22 protein-coding genes are annotated in these 24,235 nt (G+C 42.4%); 18 read left to right on the plus strand and 4 right to left on the minus strand.

Features of this window, described 5'->3' with window-relative positions:
- The first annotated feature begins 5 nt into the window (after positions 1 to 5).
- A complete protein-coding gene (locus K6V30_RS15990) occupies positions 6 to 1,283 on the plus strand; it encodes a sensor histidine kinase (RefSeq protein WP_010537987.1) in 1,278 nt (425 codons plus the stop codon).
- Between the two features lie 177 nt (positions 1,284 to 1,460).
- Here the strand turns inward: K6V30_RS15990 and K6V30_RS15995 are convergent, their stop codons facing one another.
- Genes K6V30_RS15995 through K6V30_RS16005 form a run of 3 tightly spaced genes read right to left on the minus strand, consistent with a single transcriptional unit; the run spans position 1,461 to position 4,308 of the window.
- Positions 1,461 to 2,417, minus strand: coding sequence for an ABC transporter permease (locus K6V30_RS15995; RefSeq protein WP_010537988.1), 957 nt, complete (start codon positions 2,415 to 2,417; stop codon positions 1,461 to 1,463).
- Positions 2,410 to 3,153 (minus strand): ABC transporter ATP-binding protein, encoded by a 744-nt coding sequence (locus K6V30_RS16000; protein ID WP_055268887.1) that lies wholly within the window; start codon positions 3,151 to 3,153, stop codon positions 2,410 to 2,412. The genes K6V30_RS15995 and K6V30_RS16000 overlap by 8 nt, the downstream gene beginning before the upstream one ends.
- Before the next feature lie 3 nt (positions 3,154 to 3,156).
- Entirely contained in the window at positions 3,157 to 4,308 is a 1,152-nt protein-coding gene (locus K6V30_RS16005) for a COG1470 family protein (RefSeq protein WP_010537990.1), read from the minus strand.
- Between the two features lie 230 nt (positions 4,309 to 4,538).
- Between K6V30_RS16005 and K6V30_RS16010 the strand changes: the two genes are divergently transcribed.
- On the plus strand, positions 4,539 to 4,976 hold the full coding sequence (locus K6V30_RS16010) for a PepSY-like domain-containing protein (RefSeq protein ID WP_055268912.1): 438 nt from the start codon (positions 4,539 to 4,541) through the stop codon (positions 4,974 to 4,976).
- A 23-nt stretch (positions 4,977 to 4,999) separates the two neighbouring features.
- Positions 5,000 to 5,878: a PepSY-like domain-containing protein gene (locus K6V30_RS16015; RefSeq protein ID WP_055268886.1), complete on the plus strand. Its 879-nt coding sequence runs from the start codon at positions 5,000 to 5,002 to the stop codon at positions 5,876 to 5,878.
- A 63-nt stretch (positions 5,879 to 5,941) separates the two neighbouring features.
- Here the strand turns inward: K6V30_RS16015 and K6V30_RS16020 are convergent, their stop codons facing one another.
- The gene (locus tag K6V30_RS16020) at positions 5,942 to 10,396 is read right to left on the minus strand and encodes a translocation/assembly module TamB domain-containing protein (protein ID WP_055268885.1); all 4,455 of its coding nucleotides are present in this window, start codon (positions 10,394 to 10,396) and stop codon (positions 5,942 to 5,944) included.
- Between the two features lie 200 nt (positions 10,397 to 10,596).
- Here K6V30_RS16020 and tsaD point away from each other — a divergent pair, with 200 nt between their 5' ends.
- The 15 genes from tsaD to K6V30_RS16095 all read left to right on the plus strand — a co-directional run bounded on the left by tsaD (position 10,597) and on the right by K6V30_RS16095 (position 24,222).
- Positions 10,597 to 11,616, plus strand: a complete 1,020-nt coding sequence (gene tsaD, locus K6V30_RS16025) for a tRNA (adenosine(37)-N6)-threonylcarbamoyltransferase complex transferase subunit TsaD (RefSeq protein ID WP_010537994.1) — start codon at positions 10,597 to 10,599, stop codon at positions 11,614 to 11,616.
- Between the two features lie 426 nt (positions 11,617 to 12,042).
- The gene (locus K6V30_RS16030) at positions 12,043 to 13,275 is read left to right on the plus strand and encodes a competence/damage-inducible protein A (RefSeq protein WP_010537995.1); all 1,233 of its coding nucleotides are present in this window, start codon (positions 12,043 to 12,045) and stop codon (positions 13,273 to 13,275) included.
- 122 nt (positions 13,276 to 13,397) lie between these two features.
- On the plus strand, positions 13,398 to 13,658 hold the full coding sequence (rpmB, locus tag K6V30_RS16035) for a 50S ribosomal protein L28 (protein WP_008765736.1): 261 nt from the start codon (positions 13,398 to 13,400) through the stop codon (positions 13,656 to 13,658).
- A 21-nt stretch (positions 13,659 to 13,679) separates the two neighbouring features.
- Complete coding sequence (gene rpmG, locus K6V30_RS16040) at positions 13,680 to 13,868, plus strand: 50S ribosomal protein L33 (protein ID WP_008761579.1); 189 nt, start codon at positions 13,680 to 13,682, stop codon at positions 13,866 to 13,868.
- 14 nt (positions 13,869 to 13,882) lie between these two features.
- A complete protein-coding gene (locus K6V30_RS16045) occupies positions 13,883 to 14,041 on the plus strand; it encodes a DUF4295 domain-containing protein (RefSeq protein ID WP_010537996.1) in 159 nt (52 codons plus the stop codon).
- Positions 14,042 to 14,181: 140 nt separating this feature from the next.
- The gene (ftsY, locus tag K6V30_RS16050; protein ID WP_010537997.1) at positions 14,182 to 15,141 is read left to right on the plus strand and encodes a signal recognition particle-docking protein FtsY; all 960 of its coding nucleotides are present in this window, start codon (positions 14,182 to 14,184) and stop codon (positions 15,139 to 15,141) included.
- On the plus strand, positions 15,138 to 16,448 hold the full coding sequence (rimO, locus tag K6V30_RS16055; protein ID WP_055268884.1) for a 30S ribosomal protein S12 methylthiotransferase RimO: 1,311 nt from the start codon (positions 15,138 to 15,140) through the stop codon (positions 16,446 to 16,448). Before ftsY ends, rimO begins: the two co-directional genes overlap by 4 nt.
- Complete coding sequence (locus K6V30_RS16060) at positions 16,441 to 16,713, plus strand: HU family DNA-binding protein (RefSeq protein ID WP_010537999.1); 273 nt, start codon at positions 16,441 to 16,443, stop codon at positions 16,711 to 16,713. Before rimO ends, K6V30_RS16060 begins: the two co-directional genes overlap by 8 nt.
- Before the next feature lie 17 nt (positions 16,714 to 16,730).
- Entirely contained in the window at positions 16,731 to 18,170 is a 1,440-nt protein-coding gene (locus K6V30_RS16065; RefSeq protein ID WP_010538000.1) for an HU family DNA-binding protein, read from the plus strand.
- 238 nt (positions 18,171 to 18,408) lie between these two features.
- The gene (locus K6V30_RS16070; RefSeq protein WP_008761573.1) at positions 18,409 to 19,404 is read left to right on the plus strand and encodes an AAA family ATPase; all 996 of its coding nucleotides are present in this window, start codon (positions 18,409 to 18,411) and stop codon (positions 19,402 to 19,404) included.
- Between the two features lie 25 nt (positions 19,405 to 19,429).
- The gene (locus tag K6V30_RS16075; RefSeq protein WP_008761572.1) at positions 19,430 to 20,299 is read left to right on the plus strand and encodes a DUF58 domain-containing protein; all 870 of its coding nucleotides are present in this window, start codon (positions 19,430 to 19,432) and stop codon (positions 20,297 to 20,299) included.
- Positions 20,299 to 21,387 (plus strand): BatD family protein, encoded by a 1,089-nt coding sequence (locus K6V30_RS16080; protein ID WP_010538001.1) that lies wholly within the window; start codon positions 20,299 to 20,301, stop codon positions 21,385 to 21,387. The genes K6V30_RS16075 and K6V30_RS16080 overlap by 1 nt, the downstream gene beginning before the upstream one ends.
- A gap of 44 nt (positions 21,388 to 21,431) precedes the next feature.
- Entirely contained in the window at positions 21,432 to 22,415 is a 984-nt protein-coding gene (locus tag K6V30_RS16085) for a vWA domain-containing protein (protein ID WP_010538002.1), read from the plus strand.
- Positions 22,416 to 22,461: 46 nt separating this feature from the next.
- Complete coding sequence (locus K6V30_RS16090) at positions 22,462 to 23,490, plus strand: VWA domain-containing protein (protein WP_010538003.1); 1,029 nt, start codon at positions 22,462 to 22,464, stop codon at positions 23,488 to 23,490.
- A 9-nt stretch (positions 23,491 to 23,499) separates the two neighbouring features.
- Positions 23,500 to 24,222, plus strand: a complete 723-nt coding sequence (locus K6V30_RS16095) for a tetratricopeptide repeat protein (RefSeq protein ID WP_171033391.1) — start codon at positions 23,500 to 23,502, stop codon at positions 24,220 to 24,222.
- Positions 24,223 to 24,235: the final 13 nt, after the last annotated feature.

Below are 24,235 nucleotides of genomic sequence, written 5' to 3' on the forward strand. Positions count from 1 at the left end.
CATCCATGAAACTAATATATTATATCATTCTTCGTATCACACTGGCTCTGACTCTTATCTTAACTGTCTGGGCAGTCTTCTTCTATGTTACGATGATCGATGAAGTCAATGACGAAGTGGATGATTCATTGGAAGACTATTCGGAAACAATCATTATCCGCGCACTGGCAGGAGAGGAGCTGCCTTCCAAAAACAATGGTTCCAACAATCAGTATTATCTGAAGGAAATAACCGAAGAATGCGCAAAGAGTCAGGAAGATATCCAATATAAAGACTCTATGGTATACATCGTAGAAAAAGAAGAAACAGAGCCGGCACGTATCCTGACCACCATCTTCAAGGATAACGAAGGGCGTTATTATGAACTGACTGTATCTACCCCCAGCATCGAGAAAGACGACTTGAAAAGTGCAATTCAGGTCTGGATTATCTTCCTGTATGTAGCCCTGCTACTTTGCATCATCATTATATCCGTATGGGTATTTTATCGCAATATGCGACCTCTGTACGTACTTCTTCATTGGTTGGACGGCTATCAGACCGGAAAGAAAAACAAACCCTTGAAAAATGATACCCGTATTACAGAATTCCGAAAACTGAATGATGCAGCCGCCCGCTATGTGGACCGAACCGAACAAATGTTCGAGCAACAGAAGCAATTTATCGGAAATGCCTCGCATGAAATCCAGACACCGCTTGCTATCTGCCGTAACCGGCTGGAAATGCTGATGGAAGATGATTCTTTGTCCGAGAACCAGCTTGAGGAGTTGATGAAAACTCATCAGACACTAGAGTATATCACCAAACTGAATAAATCATTATTGCTACTTTCTAAAATAGACAACGGCCAGTTTACTGATACCAAAGATGTAGACTTAAACGTACTCCTTAAGCAATATCTGGAGGATTATAAGGAAGTCTACGACTACAAGAACATAGAAGTAAGCATTACAGAACAGGCAGACTTCCATGTTACAATGAACGAGTCTCTGGCTATTGCCTTGCTGACAAACCTGCTAAAAAATGCATTCGTACATAACGTAGACGGAGGACATATCCGGATCATAATAACCAGACATAGCATCACCTTCCGCAATACCGGAGAAAAACAGCCACTGGATGAGAACCAAATCTTCGAACGTTTCTATCAGGGTCATAAGAAAGAAGGATCTACCGGGTTAGGGTTGGCAATAACCGATTCTATCTGCCGCCTGCAACAGTTGAATCTACGGTATTACTTCGAACAGGGAGAACATTGCTTTGAAATCTCCAGCAAGAACTAAAAAAACAAAAAGCTGGTTTTACTATAACAACTTTTATCGGGTCAGTCCGAACGGAAATGAAGAATGATGAATGATGAATTGGCTGCGCTATCACGCTGCAAAGTAATTCATCATTCATCATTCTTCATTTCTCAAAATTACATCATAAACAGTAATTTAAGTCTGAACTCTTCTATATTATCGTGACCGGATCTCCCTTCTCATAAACATAATATATGAAATGGCAAAGCAGATAACCGTTGCCGCAATCAGCCCTGTAAGCTGCGGCCAGACAACAAGCAGACTCTGTCCCAACGGAAGCGGACTCGGAATAGCTCCTTGTACCTGCTCCATCGTTAGTGGTCCGATACTTCTGACGGAAGGCATCAACAGCGTAGTGGTAGCTTCATTAAACAACTCACTGGGTGCCAGCCGCATCAAACCAAGAATGAATTTCTGATAACTGATAATCTGATAAGGAGATGCCATCTGCGACGGACTTAACCCTTTTGCCACCAGATTCACAATCATCGTATAGAAGACACTGAAAAACAGCCATACAGCTACGGATGCCAGTGCAGAAGTGGCTGCCTGACGGAAACGGAGTGAAAACAAGATGGCCAGGTTCAACCAAAAAGCTACATAGAAGACACTCGTTATGAGAAAGAAAACAATTCTCCAGAATTCTTCCGCTGTAGGAGGAATACCAATGGCAATCAATCCGAATCCCATCACCAGAAAGCCCAGCACAAACAGCATAATACCTATTACAATCAGAGCAGCCACAAACTTCGCATTAATGATGCAATCGCGATGAATAGGCTGAGACAGCATACGGCTCAATGTCCCCTTATTCTGCTCCGAATTGACCGCATCAAATCCCAAAGCAATTCCCAGCAAAGGGCCCAGAAAGTTAATAAACAGCACAAAAGAGGGGAGAGTCCCGTCCGAAGCTGTGAATAACTTCAAAAAGAGGAACGAACTATCCGGATCATTCGGTTTGATAGCCGCACCAATATTAGTAAGCGCCGTATATAGCGATCCCATACAAGTAAGCGCTATGATACCGATCAGAATAAGGAAACGCCAACTTCTGACATGGTCGGACACTTCCTTATGAACGATAACCCAAAAAGGATGATTGACTTTACTCATGTCCTTCTCCTCCTTCCTCAAAATAATGGTTATAAATATCAGACAAATCCTGCTTCTTGTCTTTCAGCTCCGCCATGTCGATCAAAGCAAGTATTTTACCGTTACTGAACAATCCCACTCGGTCGCACACTTTCTGTGCCTGATCCAGATGATGAGAAGAAAACAGTACGGTCAATCCTTCTTCCTTACTCAGCCAGTGGATCAGTTCAATAAATTCCTGAACACCCGCAGGGTCAATTCCCGAAGTCGGTTCATCCAGAATGATGATTTCCGGATTTTTAATAAGCACATCAGCTAGTCCCAGACGTTGTCTCATACCACGGGAATACTTTCCGGTTTTCTTTTTGAGCTGGTCTTCAAGCCCTACACGTCTCATCAGTTCCAGCGCTTTTACTTTCGCCTCCTTATCCGGAATGCCATTCAGCCGTGCTGTATACATCAGGTTCTCCGGCCCGGTCATGTCGTCATAGAATCCTACATCCTCGGGCAAATAGCCGATTTTCTTCTTGACTTCAATAGGATGTGTAGTAGAATTAATCCCACATATCTCGACAACTCCCGATGTAGGTTCCGTCAATCCCAGCATCATCAAAATAGTAGTTGACTTTCCGGCACCGTTCGGACCCAGCAAACCGAATATTTCTCCTTTCCGGATACTCAGGCGAATATGATCTACAGCTGTAAAATTACCGTATTGTTTGGTTAATTCGGTAAGTACGATCACTTGTTCGCCCATGATTTACCTCCTTCCATATTTACGGAACAGATAGTAGACAACACCGATAGTGGCCAGAATAATCAAGACGCCTACCCATCCCCATATCATCGGAGTTTTTACTGCAATTCTGAACTGTGCGTCCGCATTCACTTCCGGAGTCTTGGCCATCATAGTAGTCACATAATCACCCGGGAGCGCTTTTTTAGAGGCCTTCAGGATAGCTACGGCGGTAGCAGTTTCTCCGGCTTTCAGCATTTCTATCTTTGACGGTTCGAAAGTAACATCCCAATCTACCGGCTTATTAGCGGACAGTTGGATGTCTTTTAATAAGGAAGAACCTGTATTTTTAATTTCCAGTTCAATTCTTTTGGTATCACCGGCAGTCACATCGGCACTCAATAACCCTCTCGGAGTGGTCAGTTCCATCTGATATGAACCGGTAACAACTACTTCCAGTTCCAGTTCTGCCGAAGTATTGCCTGTGGCGGCACGTACGGGAATTTTATAGCTGCCTGCTTCTACATTGGCAGGAGGAGTGATATCGATACTTACATTCTGGCTGCTATTGGCTTCTACTTGTGCAGAAGTTGCCTGCTTATAGTTAGGTTTGAAAATGACGTTCCATCCTCTCGGTGCCTTAGCCATCAGTGCATACAGTTGCTGATCGGCAGTCTGATTTTTCAGTGTGGCATTAAAAGTAAAAGTCGATTTGGAGTTCCCCTGCATATTGGGCTGGTCGGTGGTAAATTCCGTCTGATAAGTACCTTGCTGTGCTACAACGACATTCAAGGGGAGTTGTGCTTCTCCGGCAGACACTACAAAATGGTAACTGCCTCTACTTACTTTTAAGGGGACTTCTACCTTTAAGTTAAAGGTCTTCTTTTCTTTAGGGAGTACTGCCAGCTGACTAAGGTTCCAGCCGCCGGATTTCATTTCATGCTTCCAGCTGCTCGACAGGCCACTGACAGAAAGATTGGCATTCATCAACTTGTCTGTGTTGTTAATCAGATCGATGCTGTAGTCAATAGACGCCCCCGGTGAAACGGAGATTTTTGTGTAAGGTGTGTACAAAATCACGCTTTTAGGAATAGAGTCGTTAGCGTGTGTGTTACTCATGGGAAGTATTCCCAGCAAAATGGTTAATAATAAAAAACAATTTGTTCTCATAGTCATACGAAAGTTCTTATGGTTGATTTAATATGAATATTGCCCAATTTGTGCCTGCAAAAATAAGCGATGTATTTATTAGTTGCTGTTAAAAGAAACAAAAGAATATAATAAGAGCAATTTCCTTTATTTTTTTTAGATTTCTCTCAAAATTCCCAAATCTTTTCAGATTCTCCTCTCATCTTTGCATTATAAATTAAATGAAATCAGTAAAACCAATTAAAAAAACAATGATTATGAAAAAGTTAGTATTCTTATTAGTATGCTTGTTCACTCTACAGACAGTAGCACGTGCAGATGATGATAAACCAATTCAGGTAACTCAAATGCCACAATTGGCGCAACAGTTTATCAAACAGCATTTCTCCGACAGTAAAGTGGCATTGGCGAAAATGGAAAGTGATTTCCTTTACAAAAGCTATGAAGTGATTTTCACGAATGGCAATAAAGTAGAATTTGACAAGAAGGGAAACTGGGAAGAAGTAGACTGTAAACATTCCTCCGTACCTGTGCCCATTATCCCTGCCGCCATCCAGAAATATGTAACGACCCATTATCCGGATGCAAAGGTGCTGAAGATAGAACGTGATAAGAAAGATTACGAAGTAAAACTTTCCAACCGTACAGAACTTAAATTTGACCTGAAGTTTAATCTGATTGATATTGATAATTAATCTTCTTAAAATCAACAATAACCATGAAACTGAGAATTTATACATTATTGATAGCATTTTGTGCAGCTTGGAGCCTGCACAGCTGTGACAACGATGACGATGACTCAATTGCTGTTCCTGCCGCATTGCAAGAAGCATTTTCTTCTAAGTACCCCAACGTCAAAAATGTGAAATGGGAAACGAAAGCAGGATATTACGTAGCAGACTTTTATGATGGATATGAGGCATCTGCATGGTTTACTACGGATGGCAACTGGCACATGACGGAAACGGATATTCCGTATACTGCATTGCCTGATCCGGTAAAGAGCGCATTTGAAACCAGTGAATACAAGACATGGAAGAAGGATGATGTGGATAAGCTCGAACGCCAAGGCATCGAAACAGTCTACGTCATCGAAGTGGAAAACCAGAATCAGGAAATCGATTTATATTATTCTGCCGACGGAGTGCTGATTAAAAGCATCGCAGATACAGATGATGAGAACAGCCATCTTCCGACTACTCAACTGTCTGCTGCCATGAAGACTTTTATTGAAGAGAAATATGCAGGGGCCAGAATCGTGGAAGTCGATGTGGAAAATGATAAAAGCGACTGGGATTATGGATTTACAGAAGTTGATATCATCCATTTCGACAGTGACATCAACCGCAATACTTCTAAAGAGGTTCTGTTTGATAAAAATGGAGAATGGTATTCTACCTCATGGGATGTGCGGAAAAACGAACTGCCTGTGGCAGTGACTACTACCATCAGTAACCAGTATGCAGGATATCAGATTGATGATGCGGAATATTTCGAAATGGCAGCAGGAACAGCTTATTATCTGATTGAGCTGGAAGGAAATAACACTCCGGATATAAATATCAAGATAGCCGCAGACGGTACGATTCTTAAATGAGATAAGACACCCTTTTATACAAATAGTGACACTATCCGGTTGGTATAGTGTCACTATTTGTTTTTATTTCTGCGCCCGCTTTCTCTTTAGTTCCGACTTTGCTTTATCATCGGCAATACTGTCCGTCTGCTGCTGTTGTACCTTTTCTGTTTCTTCACGTTTCCGTTTGTTACGCAGCTTCCATTTATTCCAGAAGAAAAGATCGCTCCATTTATTGAAATCTTTCTTGTACATAATACCGACTCCCTGCGTAGTAAGATTTGTCTTTGTGTAGTAACGGTCATTTGTTTCATTGTAAGCTTTCAGGCGGATATCCCCCGAACGGTTAATCAGCCATTCAGCCTCAAAGTCACCTATAAAGTTCGTATTCGCCATTGGATTATCGCGGTATCCGAAATTACCATTGACCAGAAGACGGTTATTCAGCAACTGACCGGACAAGATACCTTCCACTTCCATATCCGTCCATCCTTTATCACCCGTGCTCAGATTGGTACCGATATTCCAGTTATTAGTTTCGAAAACCTGCGACAGGGCATTGTTCAGCTGACCGGACAGGGTAGAAGAGAGCACCGACGACATCACATTCGAATTCTGATTATTCCGTGCAGCATCTTCCGTATAGAACTTACCGATACCCAGCAGATATAGAATCTGCATATTCATCTGTTCCTCCGTACTAATATAGTTACGTACCAATGTCTGAATTTCATCTCTTTCATTCGGAAGTTCGATACCCAACTTAATGGTTGGCCGCCATAAGATTCCACTTAGATTCATGATACAATTTACCCGTACATTGGTCTGTTGGGCAATGGAAGAAACATCGGGATTCAAATCATTCAATGAAGCGGAATTTACAGTATACGAAGCCTGAATATCCATATTCGCATCCAAAGGAGCACCGTTGAAAGTAATGGTACTTCCATCTTTGATGATAAAATCCTTGCGAATTACTTCCTGCAAACTGAACTTATAGATTCCCTGGTTGATGCGGTAATTGCCGAACATCTTCACATCTCCTTTATTATAAAACTCCGTCCGTATATTTCCCGTCCCCTTTGCACTGATGTAGTCTCCGGCAATAGGGTCCATGATAATTTTCATGGTAGCATCGGGGGTAGCATCTACCAGAATGTTCAGACGGATATCTGTCTGGTGCTCCTCTTCGTCCGCCTGACGCTTCTGCTGCATCTGCTCAAAATAGGAAATGACCGGAATCGAATCCTGAATGCTGCGACGGGGAGTTTTGTCTACAAACTTTATAAACTGGTTGCTGGCAGCCGATGCCACATTTCCATTGACATAAGTGAACACCGTATTCCGGTTGGTCGTCATCGCGAGATTTACGTCCAGCCCCTGTATTGCATTACCCGCGAGCAACGCATTTCCCGTAGCATACACCGTTCCATAAAAAGGCATATCCGTCGATTCCTTCGTATTCATCAGAAGCATATTATTAGCCTGAATCTCAAAACGGTAATTAATATTCTTGAAATGCTTGAAACGCAAATATCCGTTCATTGTTCCCGAATGTCCTTCCAGGTCAGCAATGTGCATATTGTTGAACTCCAGTCCGGTAGGAGCCAGGCGAATCGTATCTCTAACGGCAAAGCGGGTATTCAGAATATCAAACTTCATAGAAGCATCCGTCATGACAGCCCCGTCCAGATTTAATCCCTTGAACTTTCCGTAAAAATGAACCTTTCCCGTTCCTCTTCCTTTTATATCCTGTGCTATTGATTTCATATAAAATTCGAGGAATTTCAGATTCAGTTCGTGGGCATCGATGTTCAGATCAAGTCCGCTTTCCGGTTTCAACGGATAAATCATACCGGTGACCCGTGATGGCGACGGCGCTATATCCTGAATAGATGCATCAAGATAAATACCTCTTTTCTCATTATCCCAGGCACCGTATACGTCCAGATCACCCAAACGCCCTTGATTGAGCGAGAAGTTCCTGACAAACAAACGGGTATTCATCACAGGTTTCTTGAACACGCCGCTGGCGTAGGCAGTTCCCGTAGCATCTCCTTCAAAGTTTACATCATCGGAAATATTTGCAATATCAAATACATACCCCATATTGATGTCCTTCAGATCCACCTTGACGGTATCCGCAGGATTGTCGGAAAGCCTTCCGTTGATGCGTACATAACGGTCATGATGACTGAAATAGAAATTATTCACATCTACCTTGCCGGAGTCTACCACTACTTGTGAAGGATGTATCTGCCAAAGCGTATCATTCAATATTACGTCAGTCTGCTTCACATCCACCATCGCTTTCAACAAAGGCTTTTCGCCTGCCGTACGCAGGAATTGTGCGACGGCAGCCAACTTTCCGCTATAAGTCGCTGTGGCGTTATTTCCCCAGTTCAAAGTGGTGCTGACTTTATCTTCTTTGGCCTGTGCATCCAGAGAGAGGTTCACGGCCCCATTCTTTTTCAGACTGGTCAGACGAACCTTCGCACGGATATGGTCCGAAGGATTCTCACACAGAATCATACCCGACTCGATAAAGTTATTCTTGTATTGCAGACGAGGGAAGTAACCTTCTACGCGCAGTCGCTGCAAAGCATCATTAAAGTATCCTTTCACCGTAGAATGTGTATATACAGTCAGCGGAATATCAAATATCGTAGATAAAATATCCGTATTATATATATTCACATCAAATGCGAAATTATTGTTCGTTTCTATCGGCTTCTTTGGCGGCAGTATCAAAGACGGAATATACCCGCGCATGATATTGAGAATACTTGCCGGCAATGTATGGTAGCGGAATTTCCCGGCTATGCTTGCTGTCAGAAACTCGGAAGTCAGTTTAAGCTGATTCTCATTGTCCTGCCGGGTAGCCCGCACATTCATGTTTTTCATGAAATACTCTTTATCCGGTGCCCTGAACTCCAGACTATCCACATTAATCTCTCCGATCATTTCGTCGATAGACCCGCCGGTGAAGTTGGCCTTTACCTTCAGCGAGAACTCCGCATCCTGATAGTTGGGCGTAAGATTGAGGTCATAGGGGCGAACCTTGTCGACAACGGCAAGGAAGTTGAAAGTAGGAACCTTGGATGCTACATTCACATCTCCATTCAGATAGATGGAACCATTCGGATCATCCAGCGCTATCTTTCCGTTGAATCCGCCCTGCTTATATTCTCCGTCCAGCGTAATATTCTCATATTTATATCTGCTATACTCCACGGAAGCGATCAATCCCTTCAACTCTACGGCAGGAAGCTGTTTTTCAATATGCCGTCCATGTACATCCAGATTAAAAGTGATTTCTCCCAACTTGTCATTATTCAACAGCTTACCCAGCCCAAACTCTTCCGTTTTCACAGCACCGGAATAAGCAAACAATCCCTTAGTTTTGTCGGAACTCAACTTTAAGTCAGTCTTTACATTGCCAAGCCCTGTACGCAACTGCCCGTAGGTAACCAGATCAGTGAAGTATCCGGAAATCTCCCCACGGAAATCAATATCGCCCAAACGTTCCAGAAGTGGAGGTACTCCATTGTAATTACTGCTCAAATTGCGGACCAGGAAACTGACTCCGCGACTATTGGCAGAAAGTTCGGAAAGCTTCCCGTACACATACGCATCCTGCGGATTCGAAAGTTCCTGAAGCGATACATCTCCCGAAAGCCGGAACTGGCGGTCATCAGCCGTAATCTCCAGATGGGAGCAGGTGAGTTGGTCTACCGTTCCTTTTACCTGCATATCCAATGTTATCGGTTCTTTGAAATGCGACAACACCGGTACAAAAGGAGAAATATCTTTCAACGTAATCTGCGAGGGCAGGGTGCGGAAAGAAAAGTGAACCTTCTCCGAGAACTGATCAAAAGCTTTCAGACTGTCATACACCAAATGAATGGTATCCATCTTCAGCGAAGTTTCGGGCAGCTCGATAGCAAAGTTCTCAATATTGGTCTGTTTGTCATTGGCAACCAATTTCAGACTCAGTTTCTTCAGAGAGAATCCGGAAGCCTTTTCGTCAAAACTCAATCGTTTGATACCAAGATTCAAAGAGTCCCTGTTCATAGCCTTCAGAGAGATGTTGGCTATGATATTCTGAAGCTGGACATGCTTGGCATTAAACTTTCCGGGAGTTTTTTCCTCAGATAACACATGATAAGCCATCCTTCCCCGACGAATCAGCACGGAGTTGATACGCAAATCCAGCGAACTTTCCTTTTTCACGGTATCTTTCGAAGCGAAAGCATCCAGCACAAACTTGAAGTTCGGAGGAGAGTCGGGAGTCTGTTTGTTCAGATTGATGGTAAAGCCAAACAACTGGACACTACTGATGGAAATCTTTCCTTTAAAGAAGGGAAGGATGTCAAACTTGGCGGACAAACGGGTCACTTTAAGCATTTCCTTGCCGCTCTGATCATCGAGCAGCACATCATCAATGATAATACGGTTCAATAAACCGATATTGATTTTGCCGATAGTCAGGCGTGTGTTCAGTACTTCGGATAATTCCTTGGCAATAAATGCACTCATTGCTTGCTGAACATTTGGAATATTCAGCAAAACAATAGTCCCGATATATACTCCCAGTACAATACCAACTACCCAGCGTACAGTCTTTTTCAGCGTTCTGATAAGCGATAACTTTTATTTAGCGAACAAAAATATAAAATAGTTCGTTATGAATCGTAGTTTTATCATTACTTTTGCACCGTTTAATAGTTTAAAAACTTATGAGTGCAATAATATTAGGAATTGAATCCTCCTGTGATGATACGTCGGCAGCCGTAATCAAGGATGGTTATCTGCTGTCAAATGTGGTATCAAGTCAAGCCGTACACGAAGCATACGGTGGAGTAGTACCCGAACTAGCTTCACGGGCGCATCAACAAAACATTGTTCCGGTAGTACACGAAGCACTGAAACGGGCAGGAGTTACCAAAGAAGAACTGAGTGCGGTAGCTTTCACACGCGGACCGGGATTGATGGGATCTTTGCTTGTAGGCGTTTCTTTCGCCAAGGGGTTCGCTCGTTCTCTAGGCATTCCTCTGATAGATGTTAATCATTTGACAGGACATGTTTTAGCTCATTTTATTAAAGCAGAAGGAGAAGAGAATATACAGCCGAAATTCCCGTTCCTTTGCCTGTTGGTATCCGGAGGTAACTCACAGATTATATTAGTAAAAGCCTATAATGATATGGAGATTCTCGGTCAGACGATTGATGACGCTGCCGGAGAAGCAATTGATAAATGTTCCAAAGTGATGGGACTCGGCTATCCGGGTGGTCCGATTATTGACAAACTGGCACGCCAGGGAAATCCGAAAGCATATACTTTCAGCAAACCTCATATTCCGGGCTTGGATTACAGTTTTAGCGGACTGAAGACTTCATTCCTGTACTCATTGCGCGACTGGCTGAAAGATGATCCTGACTTCATCGAACATCATAAAGTGGACCTGGCCGCTTCTCTGGAAGCAACCGTCGTAGATATCCTGATGGACAAATTACGGAAAGCCGCCAAAGAATATAAGATTAAAGAAGTAGCCGTAGCCGGTGGAGTCTCTGCCAACAATGGCTTGCGCAACTCTTTCCGGGAACATGCCGAAAAGTATGGCTGGAATATCTTTATTCCTAAATTCAGCTATACTACCGACAATGCAGCTATGATTGCCATTACCGGATACTTCAAATATCTGGATAAGGATTTCTGCTCCATTGATCTTCCGGCTTATTCACGCGTCACTCTATAAAGTTGTTTTTTTGCTGTCACCCGTCACTTTATACAATAACAAACTGTAATATAGCAGATTAAGCGGTGACAATTAAAGTGACGGAAGTAATAATAGTGACGGCAAACGGTGAAAAAGTGACACCAATCAGCTAAGCGGCGACACAAAGAAGCCTTACCAAAAAATAAAATGCACCTATATATAATAGGTAAACAAAGGAAGAAGAAGGATATAAGAAGCCTTCATTAAGAACCTTTGTTTATAGCATTTCTCCGTTTCACGTGCATGGACCGCTCACTTCACGTACATGATCCATTCGGCTCACATACATGGAACGAAAGGACCACGTACGTGAAACGAAGAAACGAAGTAAACAAAATGACTAAACATAGCATATATACCTTATTAATATAGGTAACATATTCTATTAATTAACGTAGAAAAAAGATGTTTGCTGAGATTATTACCATTGGCGACGAACTGCTGATAGGGCAGGTGGTCGATACAAATTCTGCCTGGATGGGGCAGGAGTTAAATAAGATAGGTATCGAAGTACTACGCATCGTTTCCATCCGTGACCGCGAAGAAGAGATCATGGAGGCAGTAGATAATGCGATGAAAAGGGTGAATATTGTCTTGGTGACCGGAGGACTGGGCCCGACAAAAGATGATATCACCAAGCAGACTCTCTGTAAATACTTTCATACGGAACTGATATTCAGTGAAGAAGTATTTGAAAACGTAAAACGAGTGCTTGCCGGAAAAATACCGATGAATGCGCTGAACAAGAGCCAGGCAATGGTTCCCAAAGATTGCACGGTTATCAACAATCCGGTGGGAAGCGCATCTGTCAGCTGGTTCGAAAAAGAAGGAAAAGTGCTTGTGTCCATGCCGGGAGTTCCGCAGGAAATGACAACCGTTATGACAGAATCCGTACTGCCTAAGCTGCATGAGAAGTTTCGGACGGATGTAATCATGCACCGGACGTTTCAAGTGCAGCATTATCCCGAATCCGTACTTGCCGAAAAGCTGGAACCATGGGAAACAGCCCTGCCGGAAAGCATCAAGCTGGCATATCTGCCCAAACTTGGCATTATCCGCCTGCGGCTGACCGGACGCGGACAAAAGAAATCAGAAGTAGAAAACGCACTGAATCGCGAACAAGCCAAACTGGAAGCGATACTCGGCGATGATATTTTCTGTGAAGAAGATATTCCTTTGGAAGTAATCGTGGGCGAACTTCTGAAAAAGAAGAATTTAACCGTTTCCACCGCAGAAAGTTGTACCGGAGGAAGCATTGCAGCACGCCTGACGTCCATTGCCGGAAGCTCGGAGTATTTTAACGGAGGAATAGTAGCATACTCCAATGAAGTAAAAATGAACTTGCTTCATGTTTCGCCGGAAACACTGGAAACGTATGGTGCTGTAAGTGAGCAGACTGTAACCGAAATGGTAAAAGGAGCGATGAAAGCGATGAAAACTGACTGCGCCGTCGCAACTTCGGGCATAGCAGGCCCCGGAGGAGGAACTCCGGAGAAGCCGGTAGGCACCGTTTGGATAGCCGCTGGTTATAAAAATGAAATTCGTACTTACAGGCAGGAAACAAACCGTGGAAGAGCCATGAATATTGAAAGAGCAGGCAATAATGCCCTATTAATTCTTCGTGATTTGCTCAAATAAGGAAAAATTGGTGTCTACAAGTGAATTATTTTAAGAAATTCTTGTTTTATACGGATAAAAGTGCTTACTTTGCGTCCTGTTTGAAATAAGTATAGATATAAAACTATAAAAATAAGATAGAAATGTCGAAGATTTGTCAAATTACCGGAAAGAAAGCCATGATTGGCAACAATGTTTCACACTCAAAGAGAAGAACTAAAAGAACCTTTGATTTGAACTTGTTTAACAAAAAGTTCTATTATGTAGAACAAGACTGTTGGATCAGCCTTAGCCTTTGCGCTAACGGTCTGCGTATCATCAACAAAAAGGGACTGGACGCTGCACTGAACGATGCAGTAGCTAAAGGTTTCTGTGATTGGAAAAGCATTAAAGTAATCGGCTAAACGTAGAGGAGAAAACTTACAATGGCAAAGAAAGCAAAAGGTAACAGAGTACAGGTGATTCTGGAATGTACAGAACACAAAGAGAGTGGAATGCCGGGAACATCTCGCTATATCACAACTAAGAACAGAAAAAATACAACTGAAAGACTTGAGTTGAAGAAATACAACCCGATTCTGAAGAGAGTAACAGTACATAAGGAAATTAAATAATAATAGTATAACCCATGGCAAAGAAAACAGTAGCAAGTTTGCACGAAGGTTCTAAAGAAGGTCGTGCTTATACCAAGGTTATCAAAATGGTGAAATCTCCGAAAACTGGAGCTTACATTTTTGATGAGCAAATGGTTGCAAACGAAAAAGTACAAGACTTTTTCAAAAAATAATCGGAATAGCTTAAATCGCTATAAATACAAAATCCCCTCATTGGCAAACAGTGAGGGGATTTTTTATTGCTTCTTTTTTTACTTTTCCAATCCTTTGTTATATCTTTGTAGCATAATGTATTATACAAATAACTGTTGATATGGGATTTTTTAGTTTTTTTTCAAAGGAGAAGAAGGAAACTTTAGATAAAGGATTATCTAAAACCAAAGAGAGCGTATTCAGTAAAATCGCTCGCGCTGTGGCCGGTAAGTCGAAAGTGGACGACGAAGTATTGGATAATCTGGAAGAAGTTTTGATCACATCGGACGTGGGGGTAGAGACAACTTTGAATATTATCAAACGTATCGAAAAACGTGCTGCCGCAGACAAATATGTGAATACGCAGGAATTGAACCATATACTGCGCGATGAGATTGCTGCCCTTTTGACCGAGAATAATTCGGATGATGTAGCAGACTTTGATGTACCTATCGAGAAAAAGCCTTATGTAATTATGGTAGTGGGAGTAAATGGGGTAGGTAAAACAACAACAATCGGAAAATTAGCTTATCAATTCAAGAAAGCGGGCAAATCTGTTTATCTGGGTGCAGCCGACACATTCCGCGCAGCTGCTGTAGAGCAGTTGATGATTTGGGGTGAAAGGGTAGGTGTACCTGTTGTCAAACAGAAAATGGGTGCAGACCCTGCATCTGTCGCTTTCGACACACTGAGTTCTGCCGTTGCCAACAATGCGGATGTGGTAATTATCGATACAGCCGGTCGTCTGCACAACAAAGTAGGCTTGATGAATGAGTTGACCAAAATTAAAAACGTCATGAAGAAGGTAGTTCCCAATGCACCGGACGAAGTGCTGCTGGTACTGGATGGTTCTACCGGACAAAATGCGTTCGAGCAGGCCAAGCAGTTCACTTTAGCTACGGAAGTGACCGCAATGGCGATCACCAAACTGGACGGAACTGCTAAAGGCGGAGTGGTCATCGGAATTTCCGACCAGTTCAAGATTCCTGTAAAATATATCGGATTGGGTGAAGGCATGGAAGATTTACAGGTCTTCCGCAAGAATGAATTTGTTGATTCCCTGTTTGGAGAGAATGCATGAAAAGAAAGAGAATAGATATTATTACTTTAGGTTGTTCCAAAAATTTAGTAGACTCGGAGCAGTTGATGCGTCAGCTGGAAGAAGCAGGATATAGCGTAACTCATGATACTGAAAAACCGGAAGGGGAAATTGCGGTGATCAACACCTGCGGGTTCATCGGCGACGCGAAAGAAGAGTCTATCAACATGATTCTGGAATTTGCAGAAAGAAAAGAAGAAGGCGATCTGAAGAAACTTTTTGTAATGGGTTGTCTTTCCGAACGTTATCTGCAAGAACTGGCTATTGAAATTCCACAGGTGGATAAGTTCTACGGTAAATTCAACTGGAAAGAACTTTTGCATGACTTGGGAAAAACATATCATGAGGAATTATACATTGAGCGTACTTTGACGACTCCCAAGCATTATGCATATCTGAAGATTTCAGAAGGGTGCGACCGCAAATGCTCTTATTGTGCTATTCCCATTATCACCGGACATCATATATCCAAGCCGATAGAAGAAATTCTGGACGAGGTACGGTATCTGGTATCGCAAGGAGTAAAAGAGTTTCAGGTGATTGCTCAGGAATTGACATATTACGGAATTGACCTGTATAAAAAGCAAATGTTGCCCGAATTGATCGAACGTATTTCGGAAATACCGGGCGTAGAATGGATTCGTTTGCATTATGCGTATCCGGCACATTTTCCAACGGATTTATTCCGTGTAATGCGTGAACGTGATAATGTCTGCAAATATATGGATATTGCCTTGCAGCACATCAGCGATAATATGCTGAAATTAATGCGCCGGCAAGTAGGCAAGGAAGATACCTACAAGTTGATTGAGCAATTCCGTAAAGAAGTGCCGGGCATTCATCTGCGCACCACGCTGATGGTAGGACATCCGGGAGAAACGGAGGAGGACTTTGAAGAGCTGAAAGAGTTTGTGCGCAAAGCGCGTTTTGACAGAATGGGAGCTTTCGCCTATTCTGAAGAAGAAGGAACTTATGCCGCCAAACAATATGAAGACTCTATACCACAGGAGGTTAAGCAAGCCCGACTGGATGAACTGATGGATATCCAGCAAGGTATTTCAGCAGAATTGAGCGCAGCGAAAATCGGTCAGCAGATGAAAGTGATCATCGACCGGATCGAGGGAGATTATTATATCGGACGTACAGAGTTTGATTCACCGGAGGTAGATCCGGAGGTGTTGATCAGCCATTCTGGAGAGGAACTTGAAATCGGGCAATTCTATCGGGTAGAAGTAACCGACGCGGACGATTTTGATTTATATGCAAAGATAATGAACAAGTATGAATAATAAGGAATTTACATCGGAACTGGCAGACAGACTGGGATATACTATCAAAGACACTTCTGAACTGATAAGTTCTTTATTGTCTGATATGACACAGGAACTGGAAGATGGAAATGTGATTGCCATACAGGGCTTCGGTTCTTTCGAAGTGAAGAAAAAGGCGGAACGTATTTCGATCAATCCGTCCACCAAGCAGCGCATGCTGGTTCCTCCCAAACTGGTATTGTCATACAGACCCAGTAATACACTGAAAGACAAGTTTAAATAATATATATTTTCCCAATTATGAATGAAAGACTGACAATTCAAGACCTTATCGACTTATTGGCGGCTAAACATAGCATGACCAAGAAGGATGCCGAAGCATTCGTCAAAGAGTTCTTTCTCTTGATAGAACAAGCCCTGGAGAATGAGAAGACTGTGAAAATCAAAGGATTGGGGACTTTCAAACTTGTTGATGTCGATAGCCGGGAAAGCGTTAATGTCAACACTGGGGAGCGTTTTCAGATAAAAGGGCACACCAAAGTATCGTTTACTCCGGACACGACGCTCAGAGATACGATAAATAAGCCTTTTGCGCATTTTGAGACGGTAGTACTAAATGAGGGTACGGTATTGGAAGATACTCCGATGGAGGAATCCGATGAGGAAGAAGCCTCGGTTGCTGACAGTGAAGCCGAAATGGTCGATTCTGAAGTTACAGAGGATAAAAATACTGATGAAGATACTCAGGAAGAAATACAGCCGGAAGAGCCCGCAATAGAAGAACCGGCAACTGAAGCAGTGGCTGCGGTTAAAGGAGAGGAGACCGATACGAATGAAACCGTTCCGACAGAAACAGAACCGGAACCTGCTGTTATAGAGCAACCTATGACCGAAGAATTATTGGAATCAGAAGCCGAATCGGAATCAATACTTGAAGATTCTTCAGAAGAGGAACCTTCAGAAACTCCATTAGAACCTGACTTCAGTCCGGCAGCAACAGAAGAGCCGGTTGAAGAAGCTTCGGAAGAAACAATTATAGAAGAACCAGAAACAGAGAAGAAAAAAACAGAAACTACTGCAGAACAAATTATCGCCCAAGAACTTTATAAAGCGAATATGGAACCTGCAACACCGAAAAAAGAACCGGAAACAGAACAGCCGAAAGCCGCCTATACCGATAAAGACAGTGATAAAAAGGAGAAATCAGCGATTCCTTATCTGATAGCAACGATTATTATAGTCTTGTTATTGTGTGGAGGAGCTATTCTGTTTATTTATTACCCGGATTTATTCTCTTCTTCATCTGATTCTGATAAGGATATAGTCGACATGCCGGAGGCCGTTCAGCCTGTTCAGCCGGAAGCACAACTTTCTGATACAATTGTGCAAAAAGATACAGTAGCGGAGGCAGCTCCTGTTATGCCCGACGAAACTGTGCAGCCAAAACCTGTAGTCAAGAAGGAACCGGCAGCGGAACCTGTCAAAGCAGAAAGTAAACCTGCCCAACAGCAACAGCCTGCAACCTCGGTATATTCGGATTCTGCATCCTATAAGATTACCGGTACCAAAACAAAATACACCATTAAAGAGGGGGAAACTTTAACACGAGTTTCATTACGCTTTTACGGTACAAAAGCGATGTGGCCATACATCGTAAAACACAACCCGAAAGTAATTAAGAACCCCGATAACGTGCCATACGGTACAACAATCGAGATACCGGAACTTACAAAAGAATAAAAACAAAAACGATTCATTCACCCGGCTCATACAGTAATGTATAGCCGGGTGAAATGTTATGTAAGTACAAAAGCGTATGAAAGTACCTTAATCTAAAGATTTCGCATTGTTTTTTAATAAAAATTAGTTGCAATCGTTAATTATATGGCGTACTTTTGGGAGCGAATTTAGAAGCCTTACACACTGGTAAGTCTTACATCTAATTATTGAGAATTAAATAATAAAATATTAAGTATTTATGGCTGAATCAATTGATATCCGCGAACTGAATGAGCGGATTGAAAGACAAAGTGCTTTCGTTACCAATCTTACGACAGGTATGGACCAAATCATTGTTGGTCAGAAACATTTGGTTGAATCACTGCTTATCGGATTGCTTTCCGATGGACATGTTCTTCTGGAAGGTGTTCCCGGTTTGGCAAAAACTTTGGCTATTAAAACACTCGCTTCACTGATTGACGCGAAATATAGCCGTATTCAGTTCACTCCAGACTTATTGCCGGCTGACGTTATCGGTACCATGGTTTACAGCCAGAAAGATGAATCTTTCAAAGTACAAAGAGGACCTATCTTCGCCAACTTCGTATTGGCGGATGAAATAAACCGTGCTCCGGCCAAAGTACAAAGTGCTTTGCTGGAAGCCATGCAGGAACGCCAGGTTACTATCGGCAAAGAAACATTTATGTTGCCGGAACCTTTCTTAGTTCTGGCTACCCAGAACCCGATCGAACAAGAAGGTACTTACCCGCTTCCTGAAGCACAGGTAGACCGTTTCATGCTGAAAGTAGTGATTGACTATCCGAAACTGGAAGAAGAAAAACTGATTATCCGTCAGAATATCAACGGAGAGAAGTTCAATGTGAAACCTATTCTAAAAGCAGAAGAAATAATCGAAGCCCGCAAAGTCGTTCGTCAGGTATATCTGGATGAGAAAATAGAACGCTATATCGTGGATATTGTATTCGCAACCCGTTTCCCCGAAAAGTACGACCTCAAAGAACTGAAAGACATGATCGGATTTGGTGGTTCACCCCGTGCTTCTATCAATCTGGCTCTGGCTGCCCGTACATACGCTTTCATCAAGCGCCGTGGCTACGTTATTCCGGAAGATGTACGTGCTGTTGCACATGATGTTCTCCGTCACCGTATCGGATTGACTTACGAAGCGGAAGCCAACAACATGACTTCGGACGAAATCATCAGCAAGATTCTGAACAAGGTTGAAGTGCCCTAATTTGCGCTACTTAACTATTGCATAAATGGAAACAAGTGAAATATTAAAAAAGGTTCGTCAGATTGAAATCAAGACACGAGGACTGTCTAACAATATCTTTGCAGGCCAATACCATTCGGCCTTCAAGGGTAGGGGTATGTCTTTCTCGGAAGTCCGTGAGTATCAGTTTGGCGACGATATACGCGACATCGACTGGAATGTGACAGCACGATTCAACAAACCTTATGTGAAAGTGTTTGAAGAAGAGCGCGAACTGACAGTGATGTTGATGGTCGATGTTTCCGGAAGTTTGGAATTTGGTACAGTGAAACAACTGAAGAAGGATATGGTAACGGAAATTGCAGCTACTCTTGCATTCTCCGCTATCCAGAACAACGATAAAATTGGTGTGATCTTCTTTTCAGACCGGATAGAGAAATTTATTCCTCCCAAAAAGGGGCGTAAACATATTCTATATATTATCCGCGAACTGATTGACTTTCAGCCGGAAAGCCGCCGTACCAATATTCGTCTGGCATTGGAGTATCTGACTAATGTAATGAAAAGACGTTGTACTGCGTTTATTTTATCCGACTTCATCGATCAGGACAACTTCAAGAACGCTTTGACTATCGCCAACCGGAAGCATGACGTAGTGGCATTGCAGGTGTATGACAGGAGAGTGAGTGATCTTCCTCCGGTAGGACTGATGCGGATAAAGGATGCGGAAACCGGTCATGAACAATGGATCGATACTTCTTCCAAAGCTGTACGCCGGGCACACCGTGACTGGTGGATCAACAAACAGACTGAACTGAACGACACATTTACCAAAAGTAATGTAGACTCCGTATCTGTGAGAACCGACCAGGATTACGTAAAGGCATTGTTGAATTTATTTGCCAAACGAAATTAATGGAATCAAAAATGAATAGAAATATTATTCTGATAGCATTGTTATGTCTGCTGCCTATGGGTAGAACTGTAGCACAGTCTGTTACGGTTGAAGCCAAGATAGATTCGTTGCAGATATTAATTGGCGAACAAGCGAAAGTACAACTACAAGTAGCGATGGACGCCAAGCAACGTGCTGTCTTTCCTGCTTATACCGATACGCTGGTGCGTGGGGTAGAAATTATAGAAACTGTCAAACCGGATACGCAATTTCTGAATGATCGCCAACGGATGCTGATCACTCAGGAATATATTATCACCTCGTTTGATTCAGCTCTCTATTATCTTCCGCCAATGCCCGTCACAGTGGATGGCAAAGAATATAGATCAAAAGCACTGGCACTGAAAGTATATTCGATGCCGGTCGACACTTTACATCCGGACCAGTTCTTCGGACAAAAAACAGTGATGAAAGCACCTTTTGCCTGGGAAGACTGGTATGGACTAATCGGTTGCTCATTCCTTGCATTACCTTTGCTCGGTCTGTTAATCTATCTGATCATTCGTATCCGTGATAATAAACCTATTATCCGCAAGATAAAAGTAGAACCTAAGTTGCCGCCACATCAGGCTGCGATGAAAGAAATCGAACGTATCAAGAGTGAGAAGGTATGGCAGAAGGGAGAGCCGAAGACATACTATACAGAACTGACGGATACTCTTCGTACCTACATCAAGGATCGTTTCGGATTCAACGCACTTGAAATGACTTCTTCTGAAATCATTGATAAGTTATTGGAAATGAACGATAAAGATGCTATATCGGATTTGAAGGAACTCTTCCAGACAGCGGATTTGGTAAAGTTTGCCAAACATGATCCGCAAATGAATGAAAACGATGCGAATTTGATTAACGCAATCGATTTTATCAACGAGACAAAGCAACCGGAAGAGGAGAATCAGAAACCGCAACCAACGGAAATCACAATCATCGAGAAACGTTCTCTGCGTACCAAAATATTATTAATCTGCGGTATTGTATTCTTATCTGCAGCATTAATCGGTACTTTTATATATATAGGTATGCAGCTTTATGATCTCTTTGCATAATGTGGTGTGAATACTAAATAGTAAACTGTTAAATCGAAAATAAAATGGTTTTTGCCAATATTGAATATCTGTTTTTGCTATTATTGCTTATACCTTATATTGTATGGTATATCTTAAAGCGAAAGAAATCTGAGGCTACGCTCCAGATTTCGGATGCACGGGTATATGCGCATACTCCCAAAAGTTATAAGAATTATTTGCTGCATGCTCCATTTATACTACGTGTCATTGCATTAGCATTGATAATTGTAGTACTTGCACGTCCGCAAAGCACTAATAAGTGGCAAAACAGCGAAATAGAGGGAATTGATATTATGCTGGCTATCGACGTGTCCACCAGTATGCTGGCAGAAGACTTGAAGCCGAACAGACTGGAAGCTGCCAAAGATGTAGCTGCTGAATTTATTAACGGACGCCCGAATGATAATATTGGTATCACTCTGTTTGCCGGAGAAACGTTCACTCAATGCCCCCTGACTGTAGATCATGCCGTATTGCTGGATATGATTCATAATATCAAATGTGGGCTTATCGAAGATGGTACGGCAGTAGGTATGGGAGTTGCAAACGCCGTAACCCGCCTGAAAGACAGTAAAGCCAAATCAAAAGTGGTCATCTTATTGACAGATGGTACAAATAATAAGGGAGATATTTCACCATTGACAGCTGCCGAGATTGCCAAAAGTTTTGGTATCCGTGTATATACCATCGGAGTGGGTACGAACGGAATGGCTCCATATCCTTATCCGGTCGGCAATACGGTACAGTACATCAATATGCCGGTAGAAATCGACGAGAAAACATTGACTCAGATTGCCGGTACTACGGATGGTAACTATTTCAGAGCTACGAGCAACTCGAAACTGAAAGAGGTATATGAAGAAATAGACAAGCTGGAGAAAACAAAGCTGAACGTGAAAGAGTATAGCAAGCGGGAGGAAGACTATCGCTGGTTTGCACTGGCTGCCTTCCTTTGTGTATTGCTGGAAGTTTTATTACGTAATTCAATACTCAAGAAAATTCCGTAGGAATGTTGGGTCAATCGTGATTTGTAAATCGTAAAATAGGAAGAAGATGTTTCGATTTGAAGAACCTGCATATTTATATTTATTGCTGCTGTTACCGTTTTTAGCAGCTTTCTACTTGTATTCCAACTACAGGAGACGAAGAAATATCCGACGTTTTGGAGATCCGGAATTGTTAGCGCAATTGATGCCGGATGTATCTAAATATCGTCCGGATGTGAAGTTCTGGCTCATTTTTGCTGCTATCGGCTTATTCTCGGTATTGCTGGCCCGCCCGCAATTTGGTTCTAAGCAGGAAACGGTGAAGCGTAAAGGAGTGGAAGTGATTATCGCTCTGGATATATCCAATTCTATGTTGGCACAAGATGTTCAGCCTAGCCGTTTGGAAAAGGCGAAGAGACTGGTATCCAGATTGGTGGATGAGTTAGATAATGATAAGGTAGGTATGATTGTATTTGCCGGAGATGCTTTTACTCAGTTACCAATTACCAGTGATTATATTTCTGCCAAGATGTTTTTGGAATCTATCAGCCCTTCGCTGATTTCCAAGCAAGGTACAGCAATCGGAGAAGCAATTAATCTGGCAACTCGCAGTTTTACTCCACAAGAAGGAGTAGGACGTGCTATCATTGTCATCACGGATGGTGAGAACCATGAAGGCGGGGCTGTAGAAGCTGCTAAGGCTGCTGCTGAAAAAGGTATTCAGGTGAGTGTGTTGGGGGTAGGTATGCCGGAAGGTGCTCCTATTCCGATAGAAGGAACGAACGATTATCGTCGCGACCGCGAAGGTAATGTTATTGTAACTCGCCTGAATGAAGCTATGTGCCAGGAAATAGCCAAAGACGGAAAGGGTATCTATGTACGGGTGGATAATTCTAACTCTGCTCAAAAAGCTATTAACCAGGAAATTAGTAAGATGGCTAAGTCTGATGTAGAATCGAAAATATATACAGATTTCAATGAACAGTTTCAGGCTATTGCATGGATCATTTTACTGTTGTTACTAGCTGAGATGTTAATTTTGGACCGTAAGAATCCATTATTCAAAAACGTTCATCTGTTCTCTAATAAGAAGTAAGCTATGCGTATGTTAAAAATGAAATATATTCTATTCGCTGCCTTTCTGTTATCAGCTGCCGGTATCTCGGCGCAGAAAGCAGAGCGTGACTATATCCGTAAAGGAAATCGTCTGTTCAATGATAGTGTATTCGTCGATGCAGAGGTCAATTACCGCAAGGCTTTGGAAGTCAATCCTAAATCGACTGTATCTATGTACAATTTAGGAAATACGCTTTCACAACAGCAAAAGTTTCAAGATGCCATGGAGCAATATGCTTCTGCCAGCAAAATAGAAAAGGATAAAATGAAATTGGCACATATTTATCACAATATGGGAGTACTTTTTCAAGCTGGCAAGGATTATGCAAAGGCAGTAGATGCCTATAAAATGTCACTGCGTAACAATCCTGCAGATCATGAAACACGGTATAACCTGGCTCTTGCACAGAAAATGTTGAAAGATCAGCAGAACCAACAGGATCAAGATCAAAACCAGGATCAAAACAAAGATCAACAGCAGAAGCAAGATCAGAAACAGGACCAAAATAAAGACAAGCAAAACGATCAGAAGAAAGATGATCAAAAAGACCAGCAACAACCGCCGAAACCTGAAAAACAAGATAATCAGATGTCAAAGGAAAATGCTGAACAGTTGCTTAATTCTGTAATGCAGGATGAGAAAGACGTGCAGGACAAAGTGAAGAAACAACAGAAAGTTATTCAGGGTGGTCGTCTGGAAAAAGATTGGTAATAATAAAAGTTGA

Source organism: Bacteroides faecis (genome assembly GCF_020091505.1).
Taxonomy (GTDB): Bacteria; Bacteroidota; Bacteroidia; order Bacteroidales; family Bacteroidaceae; genus Bacteroides; species Bacteroides faecis.

Coding starts and splice junctions, on each gene's coding strand:
- K6V30_RS15990 (WP_010537987.1), top strand. CDS start 6: ATGAAACTAATATATTATATCATTCTTCGTATCACACTGGCTCTGACT.
- K6V30_RS16005 (WP_010537990.1), bottom strand. CDS start 4,308: ATGACTATGAGAACAAATTGTTTTTTATTATTAACCATTTTGCTGGGA.
- K6V30_RS16045 (WP_010537996.1), top strand. CDS start 13,883: ATGGCAAAGAAAACAGTAGCAAGTTTGCACGAAGGTTCTAAAGAAGGT.
- K6V30_RS16075 (WP_008761572.1), top strand. CDS start 19,430: ATGGAAACAAGTGAAATATTAAAAAAGGTTCGTCAGATTGAAATCAAG.
- K6V30_RS15995 (WP_010537988.1), bottom strand. CDS start 2,417: ATGAGTAAAGTCAATCATCCTTTTTGGGTTATCGTTCATAAGGAAGTG.
- K6V30_RS16000 (WP_055268887.1), bottom strand. CDS start 3,153: ATGGGCGAACAAGTGATCGTACTTACCGAATTAACCAAACAATACGGT.
- rpmB (WP_008765736.1), top strand. CDS start 13,398: ATGTCGAAGATTTGTCAAATTACCGGAAAGAAAGCCATGATTGGCAAC.
- rpmG (WP_008761579.1), top strand. CDS start 13,680: ATGGCAAAGAAAGCAAAAGGTAACAGAGTACAGGTGATTCTGGAATGT.
- K6V30_RS16060 (WP_010537999.1), top strand. CDS start 16,441: ATGAATAATAAGGAATTTACATCGGAACTGGCAGACAGACTGGGATAT.
- K6V30_RS16090 (WP_010538003.1), top strand. CDS start 22,462: ATGTTTCGATTTGAAGAACCTGCATATTTATATTTATTGCTGCTGTTA.
- ftsY (WP_010537997.1), top strand. CDS start 14,182: ATGGGATTTTTTAGTTTTTTTTCAAAGGAGAAGAAGGAAACTTTAGAT.
- K6V30_RS16065 (WP_010538000.1), top strand. CDS start 16,731: ATGAATGAAAGACTGACAATTCAAGACCTTATCGACTTATTGGCGGCT.
- K6V30_RS16095 (WP_171033391.1), top strand. CDS start 23,500: ATGTTAAAAATGAAATATATTCTATTCGCTGCCTTTCTGTTATCAGCT.
- K6V30_RS16080 (WP_010538001.1), top strand. CDS start 20,299: ATGGAATCAAAAATGAATAGAAATATTATTCTGATAGCATTGTTATGT.
- K6V30_RS16085 (WP_010538002.1), top strand. CDS start 21,432: ATGGTTTTTGCCAATATTGAATATCTGTTTTTGCTATTATTGCTTATA.
- rimO (WP_055268884.1), top strand. CDS start 15,138: ATGAAAAGAAAGAGAATAGATATTATTACTTTAGGTTGTTCCAAAAAT.
- K6V30_RS16030 (WP_010537995.1), top strand. CDS start 12,043: ATGTTTGCTGAGATTATTACCATTGGCGACGAACTGCTGATAGGGCAG.
- K6V30_RS16015 (WP_055268886.1), top strand. CDS start 5,000: ATGAAACTGAGAATTTATACATTATTGATAGCATTTTGTGCAGCTTGG.
- K6V30_RS16070 (WP_008761573.1), top strand. CDS start 18,409: ATGGCTGAATCAATTGATATCCGCGAACTGAATGAGCGGATTGAAAGA.
- tsaD (WP_010537994.1), top strand. CDS start 10,597: ATGAGTGCAATAATATTAGGAATTGAATCCTCCTGTGATGATACGTCG.
- K6V30_RS16010 (WP_055268912.1), top strand. CDS start 4,539: ATGAAAAAGTTAGTATTCTTATTAGTATGCTTGTTCACTCTACAGACA.
- K6V30_RS16020 (WP_055268885.1), bottom strand. CDS start 10,396: ATGAGTGCATTTATTGCCAAGGAATTATCCGAAGTACTGAACACACGC.